We start from the raw sequence: 16980 nt of genomic DNA on the forward strand, positions 1-16980 counted from the left end.
GGAACATGGAAGCGACGCGTTCCTGCAGTCCGCTCCCGCGCCGCCTCTCACCAGTCCGTCGGCGCGTAGTCCTTGAGGAACTGGCCCCACACGTGCTCGCCGGTGTTGAAGCCGTGGATGATCGGATCGACGATGCGCGCGGCGCCGTCGACGATGTCCAGCGGCGGATGGAAGCGCTCTTCCTGCACCTTGCGCGCGGCGATCTCGGCCGGATCCTCGTCAGTGACCCAGCCGGTGTCCACGCTGTTCATGTGGATGCCGTCGTTCTGGTAATCGGCCGCCGAGGTGCGGGTCATCATGTTCAACGCGGCCTTGGCCATGTTGGTGTGCGGATGCCGGGTGGTTTTGAAGTTGCGGTAGAACTGCCCCTCCATCGCCGACACGTTGACGATGTGCTTGTCGCGCTCGGGCGTGCGCAGCATCAGCGGCTTGAGCCGCGCGTTGAGGACGAACGGCGCGACCGCGTTGACCAGTTGCGTCTCCAGCAGCTCCACCGAGGACACTTCGTCCAGCAGCAGGCGCCAGGAGTTGCGCCCGCGCAGGTCCACCTGCTGCAGGTCCTGGTCCAGCCGTCCTTCCGGGAACAGGTGCTGCTGGGCGAGCAGGTCGTCGGCCAGCAGCGGCACCTGCGACAGTTCCGCGGCGCGCAGCAGACCGTCGGCACCGGCGCGTCCATTGCCGGCTCCGGCCGGCAGCGTGTTGCCGCCGGCCGGCAGCAGGTCGGGGCCGCGCAGGCCTTCGTACTGGCCCACCAGCCGGCGCACGTGCTCGGGCAGCTCGTGCAGCGCGGCAGTTTCGCCGGCCAGCATGTGCGCGTAGAACTGCGGCGGCCGGCGCACGGTCTGGCAGGCGTTGTTGACGATGAAATCCAGGCGCGTGCGGGTCGCCAGCAGCTCGCTGCAGAACGCCTCGACGCTGGGCGTGTGGCGCAGATCCAGCCCGTACACCTGCAGGCGATGGCCCCACTCGGCGAAATCCGGCTCCTGCGCGTAGCGCGCGGCCGAGTCGCGCGGGAAGCGTGTGGTCACGATCAGCTCGGCGCCGGCGCGCAGCAGCTTGAGCCCGGCCTGGTAGCCGATCTTGACCCGGCCGCCGGTGAGCAGCGCCACGCGCCCGCGCAGGTCCGCGGTCTCGGTGCGCTTGACGTAGTTCAACTCGGCGCAGGGCGGGCACATCTGGTCGTAGAAGTGGTGCAGCTCGGTGTACTTCTGCTTGCACACGTAGCAGTGGCGCAGCTCGGGCGAGTGCGCCGCCGGCTCGGCCGCCGCGGCCTGCGCGTGGATCAGCGCTTCGGGCGTGTGCGGCGGGAAATAGTTGGGCGTGCTGAATACCGGCTTGCGCCGCAGCGCGCGAATGCCGGTCTGCGCCAGCAGTTCCTCGGCCTTGCGCACCTTCTCCTGGTGGCGCTCGCGCGCCTGTTCCTTGAGCAGCTTGCGCCGCGCCTTGGGCTCGGGGTTGAAGACCTGGGCAACCACCTGCAGCAGGCGCACGCGCTCGGCCTCCGGCAGGGTATCGAGCACGCGCCGGTCGGCGGCGATGGCCTCGAGCAGGTCTAGGGCAATGCGCAGGCGCTCGGCCAGGGGCAGGTCGTCGGGCGAAACAGGGGCAGTGGCGTTCAAGACAGATCCGGGATGGGCGACGGCGAGCCGCGGCAGAGCGCCGGCACGACGCCGACAGGGCAGCACGCGGCCCTGATGCGCCACCGCCCGCCGAAGCGGGAACGGCAGCGGCACGGGCCGCGGCGGGCCGGAGGAACCGGCCACCCGGGCATTTTCGCCGATCCGCGGCCTGCGATCCACGCGCGCTGCGATCGCCGTGCCCGACACCCGCCCCGGAGACAGGCCGGGACCGCTCAGCGTGCCGGTGCGGTCGCGAACTCGCCGCGCTGCAGCTTGGCCACGTCGTTGCCCTGCGCATCCTTGGCCTGCAGGTCGGCGCCCTTGGCGGCGAGTTCCTTCAGCACCTCGGTGCGCTGGAACAGGGCCGCGTACATCGCTGCGGTCTGCCCGGCGTTGTTGCGCTGGTCCGGTGCGCAATCGGCCTGCATCAGCCGCTTGGCGATGCTCAGCTCGCCCTTGAAGATCGCGCCCATCAGCGCGGTGTTGCCGCGCTTGTCCTGCGCGCAGGGGTCGGCACCGGCGCGCAGCAACTGTTCCACCGTCGCCTGCTGGCCGTGATAGGCGGCCAGGATCAGCGCGGTGTAGCCCTTGTCGTCGCGGGTATCGAGGTCGTAATGGGCACGGATAAACTCGGCCAGCATGTCCTGGCGGCCCTGCCGCGCGGCATCGAAGAAATAGGTGCGCAACTGCGCCTGCACCGCGGCCGGATCGGGCGCCGCAGGCGCGGCCGGTGCAGCGACCGCCGTGGCGCTGACCGCGAGGCCAAGAAGGAAGAGAACAACACGATGCATAAGGAGTCTCCGCAAGAAAGTGCGCGGCGCGGCGATGCCGCCGCCGGGCCGCGCGTGGGACGTATCAATCCTGCAGCTGCGCGGCCAGTTGCTTGACCCGCGCCAGGTCGCCCTTGGCCACCCGCGCCACGCCGCTGCCGTAGGCCGGGTCGGCCTTGTACAGGAACGAGAGCATGATGTGCTTGCTCGCGTCGTCGGTGCCGGCCAGCGATTCGCCGAAGCTCTGGATCAGGTCCTGCTGCTCCTTCTTGCTGTAGCTGCGGAACAGCTCGCCGGCCTGCTTGAAGTTCTGCTCGCGCGCGATCCTGGCCTGCTGGGTGGTGCCGGACAGCGGCAACTGGCTGTAGCGCGCGTTCGGATCCTGCGGACGCGGGCTGAGCCGGCTCGGCTCGTAGTTCACGCCGCTGCTGGTGCTGCCGGCGTTCATCGCGCCGTCCTGGTTGCCATTGTTCACTGCCACGCGCGGCCGGTTCACCGGCAGGCTCAGGCCGTTGGTGCCGACGCGGTACAGCTGGGTGTCGGCGTAGGAGAAGATGCGTCCCTGCAGCAGGCGGTCTTCCGACGGCTCGATGCCCGGCACCAGGTTGGCCGGCGCCATCGCCACCTGCTCGGTCTCCTGGAAGAAGTTGTCCACGTTCCTGTTCAGCACCATCTGCCCGATCTTGCGCTCGGGCACGCCCGGCCAGATCTTGGTGGCATCCAGCGGATCGAAGTCGAACTTGGCCAGGTCCTCGGGCGCGAGCACCTGGATGTACAGGTCCCACTTCGGATAGTCGCCGCGCTTGATCGCGCCGACCAGGTCGTTGGTCAGGTGGCTGTAGTCCTTGCCCTGCACCGCCACCACCTGCTGCGGATCCAGGTTCTTGATGCCCTGCAGGCTCTTCCAGTGGAACTTGACGTAGTGCACCTGGCCCTGCGCGTTGACCAGCTTGTAGGCATGCACGCCGTTGCCGTCCATGAAGCGGTAGCCGGCCGGCGTGCCTTCGTTGGAGTACAGCAGGGTCAGGGTGCGGGTCGCCTCGGGCACGTGCGAGAAGAAATCGAAGCGGCGCGCATCGTCGTCGAGGTTGGTGCGCGGGTCCGGCTTGAACGCATGCACCATGTCCGGGAACTTGATCGCGTCGCGGATGAAGAAGGTGGGGAAGTTGTTGCCCACCAGGTCCCAGTTGCCTTCGCTGGTGTAGAACTTGGTGGCGAAGCCGTGCGGATCGCGCAGCGTCTCCGGCGAATGGTTGCCGTGCACCACCGAGGAGAAGCGCACGAACACCGGCGTGGTCGTGCCCGGCGCGAATACCTTGGCCTTGCTCAGTTCGGAGATGTCGGCGGTGGCGGTGAACTCGCCATGCACACCGGTGCCGCGCGCGTGCACCACGCGCTCGGGAATGCGCTCGCGGTCGAAACGCTGCAGCTTCTGGATCAGTTGCACGTCCTGCAGCAGCGTCGGGCCGTTGGGCCCGGCGGTCTGCGAGTTCTGGTTGTCGCCCACCGGCGCACCGTTGTCGCGGGTGAGCGTGGACTGTGCGGCACTGGCCGACAGGATCAGGGAAGGCGACAACAGGACAAGCAACAACAGGGATCCAGGGCGCATGGCGTCGGCTCGCGTGAAGGGAGCTGCAGCATGGCGGCAGTCCGGCGCGCAGAACATTCGTTCCTTGCGATCGATGCCATCGACGCGGCCAATCGCGTCCGCGCACTGTGATCGCGACCATTGGTAGAGCGCGCAATCCGTTGCAGCTGCAGCGTCGTCGCAGCGTCACTCGACGACGATGCAGCTGCAGATCGACCGCAAAATGTAGACGCGCGCGCGTGCCATCAGCAGCGGCGATGCCTGGCGATGCGGCCGCAAGCGCACCGCGGCGCGATGCACCCCGCGTATCGCCGTGATGGCGGACGCTAGCGCTTGGCGCTCAGCGCGCGGCTGCGATCGGCGAACAGTGCCTGATCGGCTTGGCTATAGGCGGCGCGCTGCACGGCCGCATCGATGCCGCGCTGGAAGTCGGCGCGAAAGCCAGGCTCGTTGATGCGCTGGGCGATCAGGAACACTGCGTGCGCCGTCTCGGCGCCGACCGCCTGCGTATCGGGAAAGCCCTGGCGCCGGATCAGATCGGTCAGGCGCTCCTGGCTTTGCTTCTGCGCCATGCGCACCTCGCGTGCATACGCGCGCAGCGAGACGGTGTCGTGCTGCAGCCGCTGCGGCGAGTAGTCCCGCTTGAGATCGGCGCGTGCCTGCGCGTCGTCGCTGATCAACTGCAGCAGTTGCGTGCGATAGGCCGGATTGGCCGGCGCTGCCGCGGCAGCGTCATCTGTCGGTGCACCGATCGGACCCGCCGCGGCGATGCTGGTCAGCACGCACAACGCCGCTCCGAACGCCCAGCGTGTGGCGATTCGCATGATGATGTTCCCCCTGTCGCCCGCGATACTAGACCAGTGCGCGCGGCCTGTCCGCGTGCTTACGGGTTCCCACGCATGCGATGCCGGCTTGGCGCACGGCGTCACATCGGCAGCCCAACGGACGTCACATCCGCTGGCCGATCACCCGCTTGAACGGCGGCAACGCATCGATGATGCGCTTGCCGTAGCGCTTGGTCAGCAGCCGCGAATCGAGAATGATCACGCGGCCGTGGTCGTCGGCGGTGCGGATCAGGCGGCCGGCGAACTGGGTCAGGGTGCGCAGCGCGTGCGGCACCGCGATCAGGTTGAAGGCGTTGAGACCGCGGCTCTCGAACCATTCGCCGAGCGTGGCGGTCTGCGGATCGGTCGGCACCGCGAACGGCACCTGGGTGATGACCACCGTGGTGCAGGCCTCGCCCGGCAGGTCCAGGCCCTCGCCGAAGGAATTGAGGCCGAACAGCACCGAGCCTTCGCCGGCGGCGATGCGGCGCATGTGCTCGCCGATCATTTGCGACTTGGAGCCCTCGCCCTGCACCAGCACGCGGTTGCGCTGCGCGATCGGCAGCAGGTCGGCCACCTTGAGCATCTTCCAGCGCGAGGTGAACAGCACGATCGAGCCCTTGCCCCAGTCCAGTTCGCGCACCAGGTAGCGCGCCACTTCGCGTGGATGGCCCTCGCGGTCGTCCGGCGCCACCGGGAACGCCGGCACGATCAGCTCGGCCTGGTTGGGCAGGTCGAACGGCGAGGACAGCGACACCATCTCCGCATGCGCGGGCAGGCCGTTGTCGATCGCCAGCGCCTGGAAATCGCCGCCGCCGGTGAGCGTGGCCGAGGTCAGCACCGCCGCGTCCACCTCGCTCCACAGCAGCGAGCGCAGCACCTGCGCGGCCGACACCGGCGAGCAATGGCAGATCAGATCGGCATCGCGCGAGGCGGTGATCCAGCGCGCCATCGGCGGCTGCCCGTCCTGGTCCTCGCGGCGCCAGCCCAGCCACAGCGCGTACTGCTGCTCGACCATCTCCAGGGCCATGCCCAGGTTGCGCTGCAGGCGCTCCTTGGCCGCGTCCTCCTGCTTGGACTTGGCCGCCATCTGGTGCGCGGCCTGCACCCAGTTCAGCAGCGCCCCGGTGTCCTGCGCCTGCGCATCGATCAGCGGCTTCCAGTCCTCGGGCAGGCGGCCATTGGGCGCGCGCCACATCGGTTCGTCCTGGCCCGGCTCCGGCACCCACACCCGTTCGATCTCGGCGCGGAATGCCTTCAGGCCCTTGGCCACCCGCGCGGCGAGTTCGACCGCCTCGTTGGGCAACTGATTGCCGATGCGGTCCTTGTCGGCGAGCCGGTAGGCGGCGCCGACCAGCGCCTGCAGGCGGCCGGTGCGCCGCGCCATCTCGTCCAGCGGCAGGTTCGCCGCGCCCTGGTCGATGGCCACGCCGGCGATGTGGTGGCCTTCGTCGAGCACCAGCAGCATGTCCGACGGCGGCGCGATCAGCGGCTGGCCGTTGTCGCTGTCGCCCAGCGACAGCGCCGACAGCAGCAGGGCATGGTTGGTGACCACGATCTGCGCGTCGCGCACCTCGCTGCGCGCCTTCAGCACCGGACACTGCACTGCGAACGAACAGCGCCGCCCGGCGCAGCCGGCCGCATTGGTGGTGATGCGCGCGCGCAGCGACGGCGGCACCGGCTCCGGCGCAGCATCCAGATCGCCGTTCCAGGTCCGGTCGGCGTAGGCCTTGGCCAGCGCCCGCGCCTGCTCGGCCTCGGCCGGACTCAGCGGGCGGTCGTACAGCGGCGCCTCGTCCTCGAACATGCTGTCCTGCGCGGCCTCGCCATGCAGCTCGGCGACGTTGCGCGTGCACAGGTAACGGGTGCGGCCCTTGGCCAGCGCCACGGTGGCCTCCAGCCCGGTGGCCTTGAGGAAGGCCGGGATGTCGCGCTCGACCAGCTGCGACTGCAACGCCACCGTGCCGGTGCTGATCACCAGCTTCTTCTTGCTGGCCAGGGCGATCGGCACGCCGGCGGTCAGATAGCCCAGGCTCTTGCCGACGCCGGTGGGCGCCTCGGCCACGCCCACCCCGCCGGAGGTGCCCAGCGCGCGCGAGACCACGCCGATCATCTGGCTCTGCGCACGGCGCACGCGGAAGCCCGGCGTATTGGCCTGCAGCTTGGCGTAGGCATCGCGGATCGCCAGCTTGACCGGTTCGGTGAGCTGGCGCGGGGACGGGCCGGACGCGGGCGGCGTCGACGGCGAAGCGGAATCGGTCATCCCGGCATTTTCTCACGTCCCGTCGCAGGGACTGAAACGCGGGAACCGAACAGTACTGCGCGCCGCGTTATGGCAGCGGCGGCGCGGCCTTGCGCGGCAGCGCCAGCCACAGCGCGCGCAGCAGCAACGCCAGGCCGGCCACGTACAGCGCATCGTCCAGCAGATGCACCAGCGCGGAAGCGTCCGGATGGACACCGCGGAACTGCGGGGACAGCAGCGCCACCGAGCCCAGCACCGCGTTCAACAGCCGCGGCAGGATCGCGTCCATCAGCAACACCGTCAGCCCGAGCCGGGCCAGGGTGCGCGCGCGGCCCGGCGCCAGCCGCGGGAGCAGCAGCAGGGCGATCAGCGGCAGCAACAGGCGCGCCAGCAGGCCGAGCGCGCCGGTCAGCACGCTCGTGTCCAGAAGCGGGTGCAGCCCCGTTGCCAGCATCGCGCCCTCCCTCGAATCCGGTGTCGTCGGTCAGTGCGGCGCCGCCACGCGCGGCGGCAGGGCGAAGCGCAGCGCCAGGACCACCAGCAGCACGCCCACCGTCAACATCAGGCTGAGGACCGCGCGCAGCACGCCCAGCCACATGGTGAACTGGGACAGGCTGGCGCCACGCGACATCAGCCACATCGGCAACATCGACAGCGCCGTGCCCAGCAGCATCACCACCAGCATGAGGCTCAACCCGCACAGGCCCAGCGTCCGTGGGCGGCCGGGGCGCCGCGTGGCCAGCAGCGCCATGCCCACCACGTACACCACCACGACCGGCAGTTGGAACAGCAGGGTCGTCAACATTTGCATCGCAAGTCCAGTGTCCACGCAGTCGTTCCTCTCGATGAAGACGCAGGCGTCAGTCGGCGCTGACCAGGACCGCATCGCGCTCGCGCAGCGCGGCATACACCGGATCGGTGTCCGGGCGCACGCCATGCCATGCCTCGAAGCTCTCGGCCGCCTGTTCCACCAGCATGCCCAGGCCGTCCACGGTGTCGCGGCAGTGCGCCGCGCGCGCCCAGGCCAGGAACGCGATCGCCACCTCGCCGTAGTTCAGGTCCACCGCCAGGGTCATGCTGTTGATCAGCGACAGCGGCAACGTGAAGCTGGCGGCCGGATCGCGGCCGATGGTGGTGGCGTTGACGATCAGTTCGAAATCGCCCAGCTCGCGCAGGTCTTCCCAGTAGCGCGAGATCGCGCGGGCCGGCTCGCCCAGCGCATCGACCAGCGCATCGGCGCGTTCCGGCGCCCGGTTGACCACCACCAGTTGCTGCACGCCGGCCTCCAGCAGCGCCGGCGCCACGCCGCGCGCGGCGCCGCCGGCGCCCAGCAGCAGCGCGCGGCGGCCGCGCAGGTCCAGGCCGTTGCGGTCGGTCAGGTCGCGCACCAGGCCGGCGCCGTCGGTGTTGTCGCCGTGCCACTGGCCATCGCGGTAGCTGAGCGTGTTGACCGCACCGGCCGACTGCGCGCGTGCGCTGTGCACCACGCTGAGCGCGAACGCGGCTTCCTTCAGCGGCAGGGTCACGTTGGCGCCGACACCGCCGTCGGCGGCGAAGGCGGCCAGCGCCGCGGCGAACCCGTCGGCCTGGACGTCGATCGCCTCGTATTGCAGGGCGATGCCGGTCTGCTTGGCGAAGGCGGCGTGGATGCGCGGCGACAGCGAATGGGCGACGGGATGGCCGAACACGGCAAAACGGGAGTTGGGCATGGAGCGCTCGTTGGTTGTTTTAGACTGGCGGCGACATTCCATGGAATCCCTCATGCGGACCCCTGCCCTGCCGCTCGTGCTGGCCGCGAGTTTACTCTGCGCGCCGTGTGCGTTCGCGCTTTCCGAATTCGGCATCGAGGGCATGGGCGTGGTGTCCACCGCTGCCGATGAGACCCGCGCCAGCGTGTCTGCAGACGGCCAGCGCATCGTCTGGGCCAGTCCCGACCGCGCCGGCGGCCCCGGCGGCGGCGACCTCTGGCAGGCGCTGCTGCGCGACGGCCGCTGGAGCGACCCGCAGCCGCTGCCGGCACCGCTCAACTCGCCGAACCTGGACAGCGACCCGTTCTTCAGCGCCGACGGACACTGGCTGTACTTCGCCTCCGATCGTCCCGGCGGCCACGGCGGCAGCGACCTGTACCGCGCGCCGGTGCTGGCCGATGGCGGCTACGGTGCGCCGCAGAACCTGGGCGCGGCGGTGAATTCGCCGGGCAACGAGCGTGCGCCGGCCCTGTCGCTGGACGGCACGCGGCTGCTGTTCGCCAGCGACGGCCATGGCGGCGCAGGCGGCCTGGACCTGTTCGTGGCGCGCCTGCAGGGTCAGACCTTCACCGCACCGCAGGCGCTGGCCGGGGTCAACAGCGCCGACGACGAGACCGACGCCGCTTGGCTGGGCGACGGCCGCGCGCTGCTGTTCGCGCGTGCGCACGGCAGTGCGAGCAGCCAGGTGCTGCTGGCGCAATGCGCCGGCGGCCGCTACGCGGACCCGCAGCCGCTGGCGCTGTCGTTCAACAGTCGCGACGGCCACACCGCCGGCGCGGTGCTGGATGCGTCCAAGCCCAGCGAACTGTTGCTGTCCGGCAGCGCCCGCGCGCCCAGAGCCGGCAAGCGCGACCTGTACCGGATCAAGGCGCCGACCGCCACCGGTAGCGGCGACTGCAGGTAAGCGGGTTGCGCGACGGCTCAAGGTAGATGCCGGTCTGCTGCCGCGCCGACACACAACAAGCGGGACCAGAAGGCCTTTGTGGGAGGGACTTCAGTCCCGACGCATGGCACTCGGACGCATCGACGGGTCGCTTGCCGCGACCGAAGTGCTCCTCTAACGACTCGCTCTACCGCAGGGCAGCGGGACACGTCGTCATCCTGCGGCAGTGGTTCTCTTCCCCTTGCGGGAACGGCCGAGACAGCATCCCATCTAGCGCCTGGTCGCGGCTGAAGCCGCTCCTACACGCGTGCATTCCGCCTGGATCAGAGGATCCCTAATGGCTGCCACCGTCCTCTGCCCCTCACCATGTGCGCAGCGACGATCAGGGCAGGCACGCAAGGCCCTGGATCGCGCTGCGATCGGCGCAGCGCCTCAGTACACGTCGCGCCGGTAGCGCCCCTCGGCGCTGAGCGCATCCAGCGCGTCCTCGCCCAGGATCTCGCGCAGTGCCGCATCCACGTCGCGCGCCATGCCGGCGAGGCTGCCGCAGACGTACACGGTGGCGCCGCGCGCGACCCAGTCGCGGACCGCGTCGGCGGATTCGCACAGCCCGTCCTGCACGTAGCGCTTGTGCGCCTGGTCGCGCGAGAACAGCAGATCGAGGCGCTGCAGATGGCCGGCGGCCTGCCACGCCTGCAGTTCGTCGCCGAACAGCGCATCGTGCGCGGCGTTGCGCTCGCCGAACAGCAACCAGTGCCCCTGCACGCCGGCCTGCTCGGCCTCGCGCAGCAGGCTGCGCAGACCGGCGATGCCGGTGCCGTTGCCGATCAGCAGCATCGGCGCATCGCCATGCCGGCGGAACCCCGGGTTGGCGCGCACCTGTGCGCGCAATACCGCGCCCAGCGGTGCGTGCTGGCACAGCCAGCCGGCGCCGAGCCCGGGGCTGCCGTCGTCGCGCAGGGTCAGGCGCACGACCAGCTGCAGCAGGCCGTCGGTCGGCACCGAGGCGATCGAGTATTCGCGCAACGGCAGATTCGGCAGCGCATCCACCCAGGCCTGCAGGTCGTCGTCGCCCGGCGCCGGCGGCGTCAGCGCGCGCGATGCCAGCGCCTGCCACAGCGGCTGACGCACACCATCGGCCTGCACCGTCTGTTCGGCATCCAGCGCCTGCGTGGCAAGCCAGGTGCGGACCGCATCGGCGGCGTGGCAGGGCTGCACTTCCAGGATGTCGCCGGCATGCCAGTGCGCCTGCGGCGGCGGCACCAGATCGATGCGCCACACCGGCGCGCCGGCACTGCCGGGATTGAGCAGGACGCGGCCGGCCAAGCGCCAGTCCAGCGGTTCCGGCGCCTGCAGCACCGGCGCCGACGCCGCCACGCCGGTGAGCGCGGACAGTTGCCATTGCCACTGCGCCAGCGCCTGCGGATCGGCATTGTCCACTTCCAGTGGCGGGAACAGCGCCTGCGCGCCCTGCGCCTCCAGCCAGCGCTGCACCTCGCGAGAGAAGCCGCAGAACTGCGGATACTGCCGGTCGCCCAGGCCGAGCATCGCGTAGCGCAGCTCCGGCAAGGCCTGCGCCTGGCGCAGCACACGTCGGACGAAACCGCGCGCCGCGTCCGGCGGTTCGCCGTCGCCGAAGGTGCTGACCACGAACAGCACGCGCTGGGCGCCGCGCAGGTGCGCCAGCTCCAGCTGCGCCAGCGAACGCACCTCCACCGCCAGGCCGGCGGCCTGCAGGTGCGCGGCGGTCTGCCAGGCCAGGCGCTCGGCCAGGCCGCTCTGGCTGGCGAAGCCCACCAGCCAGGCGCCGGCGGCATCGCCGACCAATCCCGGCAGCGCGCGCCGCGCCGCGCGCAAGGCGCGCTTCTTGCGTCGGCGATCCAGGTACAGCATCCAGCCGGTGACGAAGAACAGCGACATGCACAGGCTCGCCAGCAGCATCGCCACGCGCCCGGGCAGGCCGAAGAAGCTGCCGCTGTGCAGCGCGAACATGCTGGTCAGCAGGCGCCGGCCCAGCGGTTGCTGCCGATACTCCAGGTGGCGCAGGACGCGGCCGCTGGCCGGATCGACCTCCACGCTGTCGTAGGCACGGTCGTGCGCCGGATCGGGCGGCAGGTAGCGGGCCACGATCGGCTGGCCGCTGCGACCGGGCAGACGCAGGTCCAGGTAAGCGCGCTGCGCCGCCGGCACGGTCGCCAGAGCCGCCTGCAGCCGCGCGTAGTCCACTGCGGGTGGTTTGCCGCCGCGACCGCCCTCTTTCTCCTTGGGCGCGGCATCGCCGCCGAGCATCGCCACCAGCCCCTGCCGGTACCAGTCGTAGGACCAGTACAGCCCGGTCGCGGCGATCAGCAGGTACACCAGCAGGCACCAGGTGCCGATCACCGAGTGCAGGCTCCACAGGAAGCTGCGTCCCTGCCGGTTCCACTCCACCGCCCACCAGGCGCGCCAACTCCACCAGCGCCGCGGCCAGCGCAGATACAGGCCGGACAGGCAGAAAAAGATCAGCACGAAGGCGCAAGCCCCGGTGACCGCCTTGCCGCGCTCGCCGGCGGCCAGGCGCCGGTGCAGGTCTTCGACGAAGGAGAAGAAGCCGTCCAGGCGCGGCGCCGGCAGCACCGCGCCGGTGTAGGGATCGAAATACAGGCGGCCGCCGTCGCGGCCCGGCAGGCGCACCGCGGACGGGCGCGTGCCGGTGGGATCGATCAACAGGCGGTTGCTGCGGTGCGCGCCGTCCAGGTCCAGGCGCCGCGCCAGCTCGGCCAGCGGCAAGGGCTGCTCGCCGGCGGCATGGCGGGCGGCGATGGCCGCCAGCGGCGGATTGGCCAGGCGCACGATCTCGTCCTCGAAGGCGAGCGTGGCCCCGCTCAGCCCCATCACCGACAGCGCCAGACCGGCGCTGATGCCGAGCAGCCAATGCAACTGGAACAACAGCGACTTGATCACGGCGGCGCGGTGCGGGACGGGGGGCGGTCGCGCATTGTAAATGAGAACGCTTATCGCATGCGATTGCTCCGTCGCCGCGCGGCGTCTACCGCCAAGCGTGACCCGCGACGCAGTTGCCATTGGCAGCACATCCAGCGGTCACCTGACGGACATCGAACGTGGCCAGTTTCTTCACCTCCATCGACCACCCCCGAGGTTCCTGCAATGTCCGTCTCCCTGCGCGGTTGTCTTGCCCTGCTTGCGCTGTTCGCCGCCCAGGCGGCCAGCGCCGCCACCAGCTGCCCCACGCTCTATGCCGGCGGCAAGGCGCCGACGCTCGATGCGTCGATCACCAGCCGCACCACCGAGGTCTGCCATACCGAATACGTGCTGATGGCCTCGGGCGTGACCAAGGGTCCGCTGTACTCGGCCGAGCACATCACCGACCAGCAGGTCGCCGGCGCCGAATCGATCGGCCGCGTCGGCTCCTTCCACGACGAGACCGGCATCCCCGCCGCCGACCGCTCGCACACCTCGGACTACACCAACTCCGGCTACGACCGCGGCCACATGACCCCGGCCGGCGACGCCTCGACCACCAATTCGGAGAAGGAAACCTTCTCGATGGCCAACGTGGTCCCGCAGGACCACAAGCTCAACACCGGCGAGTGGGCGCGGATCGAGGAGCAGGTGCGCCAGCTGGCCAAGCAGCGCGGCGAGGTCTACGTGGTCACCGGCCCGGCCTTCGACAGCGGCACGCGCAGCAGCATCGGCGCCGACAACGTGCAGGTCCCGGACTACGTGTGGAAGGCGGTGTACGAGCCGGGTAACGGCGCGGCCGCCTATATGTGCGTCAACGACAGCACCATCAACTGCGACGTGGTGTCGATCAACGACGTCATCACCATGTCCGGCGTGGATCCGTTCCCGTCGATCAGCGCCAGCATGAAGGCCAATCCGATCGCGCTGACGTTGCCGTAAGGCAGGGATTCGGGAGTGGGGATTCGGGATTGGTAAAAGCGTCCTGACATCCCTGCCGGGTTGGGGCGGCCGGCGGCGCGGTGTGCGCCGGCCGGCCGCCGTCGCAGGCGCGCCCACCTCAGGCGGTGTGCGCGGCCATCGCCTCGACCAGCGCGGCGAACACCGCGCTGCAGGCGGCGCTGCCGCGCACGTCCTGGTGCATCACGATCCAGCTCTCCAGGCCCACGCGCACCTGCTGCGGCAGCACCGGCACCAGCGTCGGCGTGCGTCGCGCCAGCGCGACCTGGCAGAAGCCGATGCCGCAGCCGGCACGCAACAGCGCCAGTTGCGCCAGGTCGCTGTCGGCGCGCAACGCGAACGCCTCGCGCCGCCATGCCGGCAAGGCACTGCGCGCCGCGCGCAGGAACGGCGTCTCCGCATCGAAGCCGATCAGCGCGTGCTGCGGCAGGTCCTCCAACGCCTGCGGCAGACCGTGCCGGTCCACATAGTCCTGGTGCGCGAACAGCGCCACCGCCACCTCGCCGACATGACGCGCGACCAGTACGTCCTGCGTGGGACGGGTCATGCGTACCGCCACGTCGGCCTCGCGATGCAGCAGGTCCTGCACCCGGTTGCTCAGCACCAGTTCCAGCCGCAGCTGCGGATGCGCGCGACGCAGGGCCGCCAGCACCGGCGGTAGCAGTTCCGCACCGATCACCTCGCTGGCGGCGATGCGCACCGTGCCGCGTACCGCATCGCCGTGGCGGCCCGCCGCGCGCTGCAGCGATGCGGCCAGGCTGCCCATCGCCTGTGCATGCCCGCGCAAGGCCAGCGCGGCATCGGTGGGCAGCAGGCCGGTCTGCGAACGCACGAACAGCGGCACCGCCAGCGCCTGTTCCAGCGCCGCCACGTGACGACCGACGGTGGGCTGGGTCAGCCCCAGCGCGCGTGCCGCCGCCGACAGCGACCCCTCCTCCAGCACCGCCAGGAAGGACCGGTAGAGTTCCCAGCCGATCGCGTTGTCCATACAGAAATGTATAGCCGGTCCGCAGTATTCGCCAATTTTCTTCAGCGGCACCGGCACCGACACTGAGCGCCGACCCCAACGGAGCGCTGTCATGTCCTCTTCTTCTTCCACGGCCCTGGTGCTGGGTGCCAGCGGCGGTATCGGCGGCGAACTGGCGCGGCAGTTGCGCGACGCCGGCTGGCAGGTGCGCGCCCTGCAGCGCGGCCTCGCCCACCCCAGCGCGGAGCGCGACGGCATCCACTGGCTTCGCGGCGATGCGCTGCAACGGGCGGACGTGCTGCAGGCGGCCCGGGGCTGCGCGGTGATCGTGCATGCGGTGAACCCGCCCGGTTACCGGCGCTGGTCGGAGCTGGTGCTGCCGATGATCGACAACACCGTGGCCGCAGCGATCGCCGAGCGCGCCACCGTGATCCTGCCGGGCACCGTCTACAACTACGGGCCGGACGCCTACCCGGCGCCGGACGAAGACGCGCCGCAGGCCCCGGTCACGCGCAAGGGCGCGATCCGGGTGGAACTGGAGCGCCGCCTGCAGGCCGCGACAGCGCAAGGCGCACGGGCGATCGTGGTGCGCGCCGGCGACTTCTTCGGCCCGCGCGTGGGCAACAGCTGGTTCGCGCAGGGGCTGGTGCGGCCCGGGCGACCGGTGGCGACGGTGACCTTGCCGGGCGATCCGGGCGTTGGCCACCAGTGGGCCTATGTGCCGGATGTGGCGCGGACCATGCTGGCGCTGCTGCAGCAGCGCGCACGCCTGCCAGCCTTCGCCCGCCTGCACATGGACGGGCACTGGGACGCCGACGGCACGCAGATGGCCGCGGCGATCGCGCGGGTCGCGCAGCGCCACGGCCTGGCACCGCCACGCACGCGCCGTTTCCCGTGGCCGCTGCTGACCCTGGCCATGCCGTTCTGGCCGCTGGCGCGCGAACTGCACGAGATGCGCCCGCTGTGGCGGCACCCGCTGCGCATGCGCAACGCGCGGCTGTTGGAACTGCTGGGCGAAGAACCGCACACACCGCTGGATGTGGCGGTGGAGGCGACGCTGCAGGGTCTGGGCTGTCTGCCGGCGACCGCCCGATCGGCCTGACGCGCGTAGGAGCGGCTTCAACCGCGACCGGGCTTTCCCATTGAAGCGCGATCGCGGCTGATCCCGAAAAGGGGACAAGAGCCGCTCCTACAGCACGCCGACCATCGTTATCGGGCGTTTGCTACACCCGCTTGCGCAGACAGACGCCGGCTCAGCGCGTCTCGCGCAGCCAGCGCGCCACCTGCGGCGCGAAGTAGGTCAGCACGCCGTCGGCGCCGGCACGCTTGAACGCCATCAGCGACTCCAGCACGCAGGCGCGCTCGTCCAGCCAGCCGTTGCCGATCGCCGCCTTGAGCATCGCGTACTCGCCGCTGACCTGGTAGGCGAAGGTCGGCACGCGGAATTCGTCCTTCACCCGCCGCACCACGTCCAGGTAAGGCATGCCGGGCTTGACCATCACCATGTCCGCACCTTCTTCCAGGTCCAGGGCGATCTCGCGCAAGGCCTCGTCGCCGTTGGCCGGGTCCATCTGGTAGGTGGTCTTGTCGGCCTTGCCGAGGTTGCCGGCGCTGCCCACCGCCTCGCGGAACGGGCCGTAGAACGCCGAGGCGTACTTGGCCGAGTAGGCCATGATGCGCACGTGCAGGTGTTCGTCGGCATCCAGCGCGCGGCGGATCGCGCCGATGCGCCCGTCCATCATGTCCGACGGCGAGACGATGTCCACGCCGGCCTGCGCATGCGACAGCGACTGCTGCACCAGCGCCTCGACGGTGATGTCGTTGAGCACGTAGCCGCGGTCGTCGATGATGCCGTCCTGGCCGTGGCTGGTGTACGGATCCAGCGCCACGTCGGTCATCACCCCCAGCTCCGGGAAGCGCGTCTTCAGCGCGCGCACCGCGCGTTGCGCCAGGCCGTCCGGATTCCAGGCCTCGGCCGCGTCCAGCGACTTGCCGGCCGGGTCGATCACCGGGAACAGGTCGATCACCGGGATGCCCAGTTCCAGCGCGGCCTCGGCCTCCTTTAGCAGTTCCTCGATCGACAGCCGCTCCACGCCGGGCATGGAGGCGATCGGCGTGCGCCCGGGCACGTCGTGCACGAACACCGGCCAGATCAGGTCGTCGACGGTCAGGGTGTGCTCGCGCATCAGGCGGCGCGAAAAGGCATCGCGGCGCATGCGCCGGGGACGATAGTGGGGATGGGCCACGTGCAGGCTCCTGGGTGGGCGGATGTTGGGAGGCCGCGCCGGTCGCACGGGCCGATGCCGCCAAGGCACCGCAGACCGCGCCGCCGGCACCGGCGTGTACGCAGGGCAGTCCGCGCGCGGGCCGCCGTCGGCTGCGCATGTTACTCCCGCCGGCGTGGTCCGCCGCATGGGA

The 16980-nt window shown here is 70.5% G+C and carries 14 protein-coding genes; 3 read left to right on the forward strand and 11 right to left on the reverse strand.

Annotated features, from left to right (window positions below; genetic code table 11):
- Window positions 1–47: 47 nt before the first annotated feature.
- The 8 genes from RAB71_RS20005 to aroE all read right to left on the reverse strand — a co-directional run bounded on the left by RAB71_RS20005 (window position 48) and on the right by aroE (window position 8752).
- Window positions 48–1619 (reverse strand): SDR family NAD(P)-dependent oxidoreductase, encoded by a 1572-nt coding sequence (locus tag RAB71_RS20005; RefSeq protein ID WP_010340317.1) that lies wholly within the window; start codon window positions 1617–1619, stop codon window positions 48–50.
- 233 nt (window positions 1620–1852) lie between these two features.
- Entirely contained in the window at window positions 1853–2410 is a 558-nt protein-coding gene (locus RAB71_RS20010; protein WP_010340316.1) for an ankyrin repeat domain-containing protein, read from the reverse strand.
- A gap of 64 nt (window positions 2411–2474) precedes the next feature.
- Window positions 2475–3998 (reverse strand): catalase KatB, encoded by a 1524-nt coding sequence (katB, locus tag RAB71_RS20015; RefSeq protein ID WP_010340315.1) that lies wholly within the window; start codon window positions 3996–3998, stop codon window positions 2475–2477.
- 305 nt (window positions 3999–4303) lie between these two features.
- The gene (locus tag RAB71_RS20020; RefSeq protein ID WP_234006623.1) at window positions 4304–4801 is read right to left on the reverse strand and encodes a hypothetical protein; all 498 of its coding nucleotides are present in this window, start codon (window positions 4799–4801) and stop codon (window positions 4304–4306) included.
- A gap of 124 nt (window positions 4802–4925) precedes the next feature.
- Window positions 4926–7064: an ATP-dependent DNA helicase DinG gene (dinG, locus tag RAB71_RS20025; RefSeq protein ID WP_010340313.1), complete on the reverse strand. Its 2139-nt coding sequence runs from the start codon at window positions 7062–7064 to the stop codon at window positions 4926–4928.
- 67 nt (window positions 7065–7131) lie between these two features.
- Window positions 7132–7497, reverse strand: coding sequence for a hypothetical protein (locus RAB71_RS20030; RefSeq protein WP_010340312.1), 366 nt, complete (start codon window positions 7495–7497; stop codon window positions 7132–7134).
- A 30-nt stretch (window positions 7498–7527) separates the two neighbouring features.
- Window positions 7528–7854 (reverse strand): hypothetical protein, encoded by a 327-nt coding sequence (locus tag RAB71_RS20035; protein WP_010340311.1) that lies wholly within the window; start codon window positions 7852–7854, stop codon window positions 7528–7530.
- Window positions 7855–7903: 49 nt separating this feature from the next.
- The gene (gene aroE / locus RAB71_RS20040) at window positions 7904–8752 is read right to left on the reverse strand and encodes a shikimate dehydrogenase (RefSeq protein ID WP_010340310.1); all 849 of its coding nucleotides are present in this window, start codon (window positions 8750–8752) and stop codon (window positions 7904–7906) included.
- 52 nt (window positions 8753–8804) lie between these two features.
- Between aroE and RAB71_RS20045 the strand changes: the two genes are divergently transcribed.
- Window positions 8805–9695, forward strand: a complete 891-nt coding sequence (locus tag RAB71_RS20045) for a PD40 domain-containing protein (protein ID WP_010340309.1) — start codon at window positions 8805–8807, stop codon at window positions 9693–9695.
- Window positions 9696–10106: 411 nt separating this feature from the next.
- Here RAB71_RS20045 and RAB71_RS20050 read toward each other — a convergent pair whose 3' ends face one another.
- Window positions 10107–12617: a sulfite reductase flavoprotein subunit alpha gene (locus tag RAB71_RS20050; RefSeq protein ID WP_010340308.1), complete on the reverse strand. Its 2511-nt coding sequence runs from the start codon at window positions 12615–12617 to the stop codon at window positions 10107–10109.
- Between the two features lie 204 nt (window positions 12618–12821).
- Here RAB71_RS20050 and RAB71_RS20055 point away from each other — a divergent pair, with 204 nt between their 5' ends.
- Window positions 12822–13577, forward strand: a complete 756-nt coding sequence (locus RAB71_RS20055) for a DNA/RNA non-specific endonuclease (protein WP_010340307.1) — start codon at window positions 12822–12824, stop codon at window positions 13575–13577.
- A gap of 118 nt (window positions 13578–13695) precedes the next feature.
- Here RAB71_RS20055 and RAB71_RS20060 read toward each other — a convergent pair whose 3' ends face one another.
- Window positions 13696–14583: a LysR family transcriptional regulator gene (locus RAB71_RS20060; RefSeq protein ID WP_010340621.1), complete on the reverse strand. Its 888-nt coding sequence runs from the start codon at window positions 14581–14583 to the stop codon at window positions 13696–13698.
- A gap of 91 nt (window positions 14584–14674) precedes the next feature.
- Here RAB71_RS20060 and RAB71_RS20065 point away from each other — a divergent pair, with 91 nt between their 5' ends.
- Complete coding sequence (locus RAB71_RS20065; protein ID WP_010340622.1) at window positions 14675–15664, forward strand: NAD-dependent epimerase/dehydratase family protein; 990 nt, start codon at window positions 14675–14677, stop codon at window positions 15662–15664.
- 151 nt (window positions 15665–15815) lie between these two features.
- On the opposite strand, the gene hemB is transcribed toward RAB71_RS20065, so the two are convergent.
- A complete protein-coding gene (gene hemB / locus RAB71_RS20070; protein ID WP_010340623.1) occupies window positions 15816–16808 on the reverse strand; it encodes a porphobilinogen synthase in 993 nt (330 codons plus the stop codon).
- Window positions 16809–16980 lie beyond the last annotated feature (172 nt).

Origin of the sequence: Xanthomonas sacchari (genome assembly GCF_040529065.1) — a bacterium.
Lineage (GTDB): Bacteria > Pseudomonadota > Gammaproteobacteria > Xanthomonadales > Xanthomonadaceae > Xanthomonas_A > Xanthomonas_A sacchari.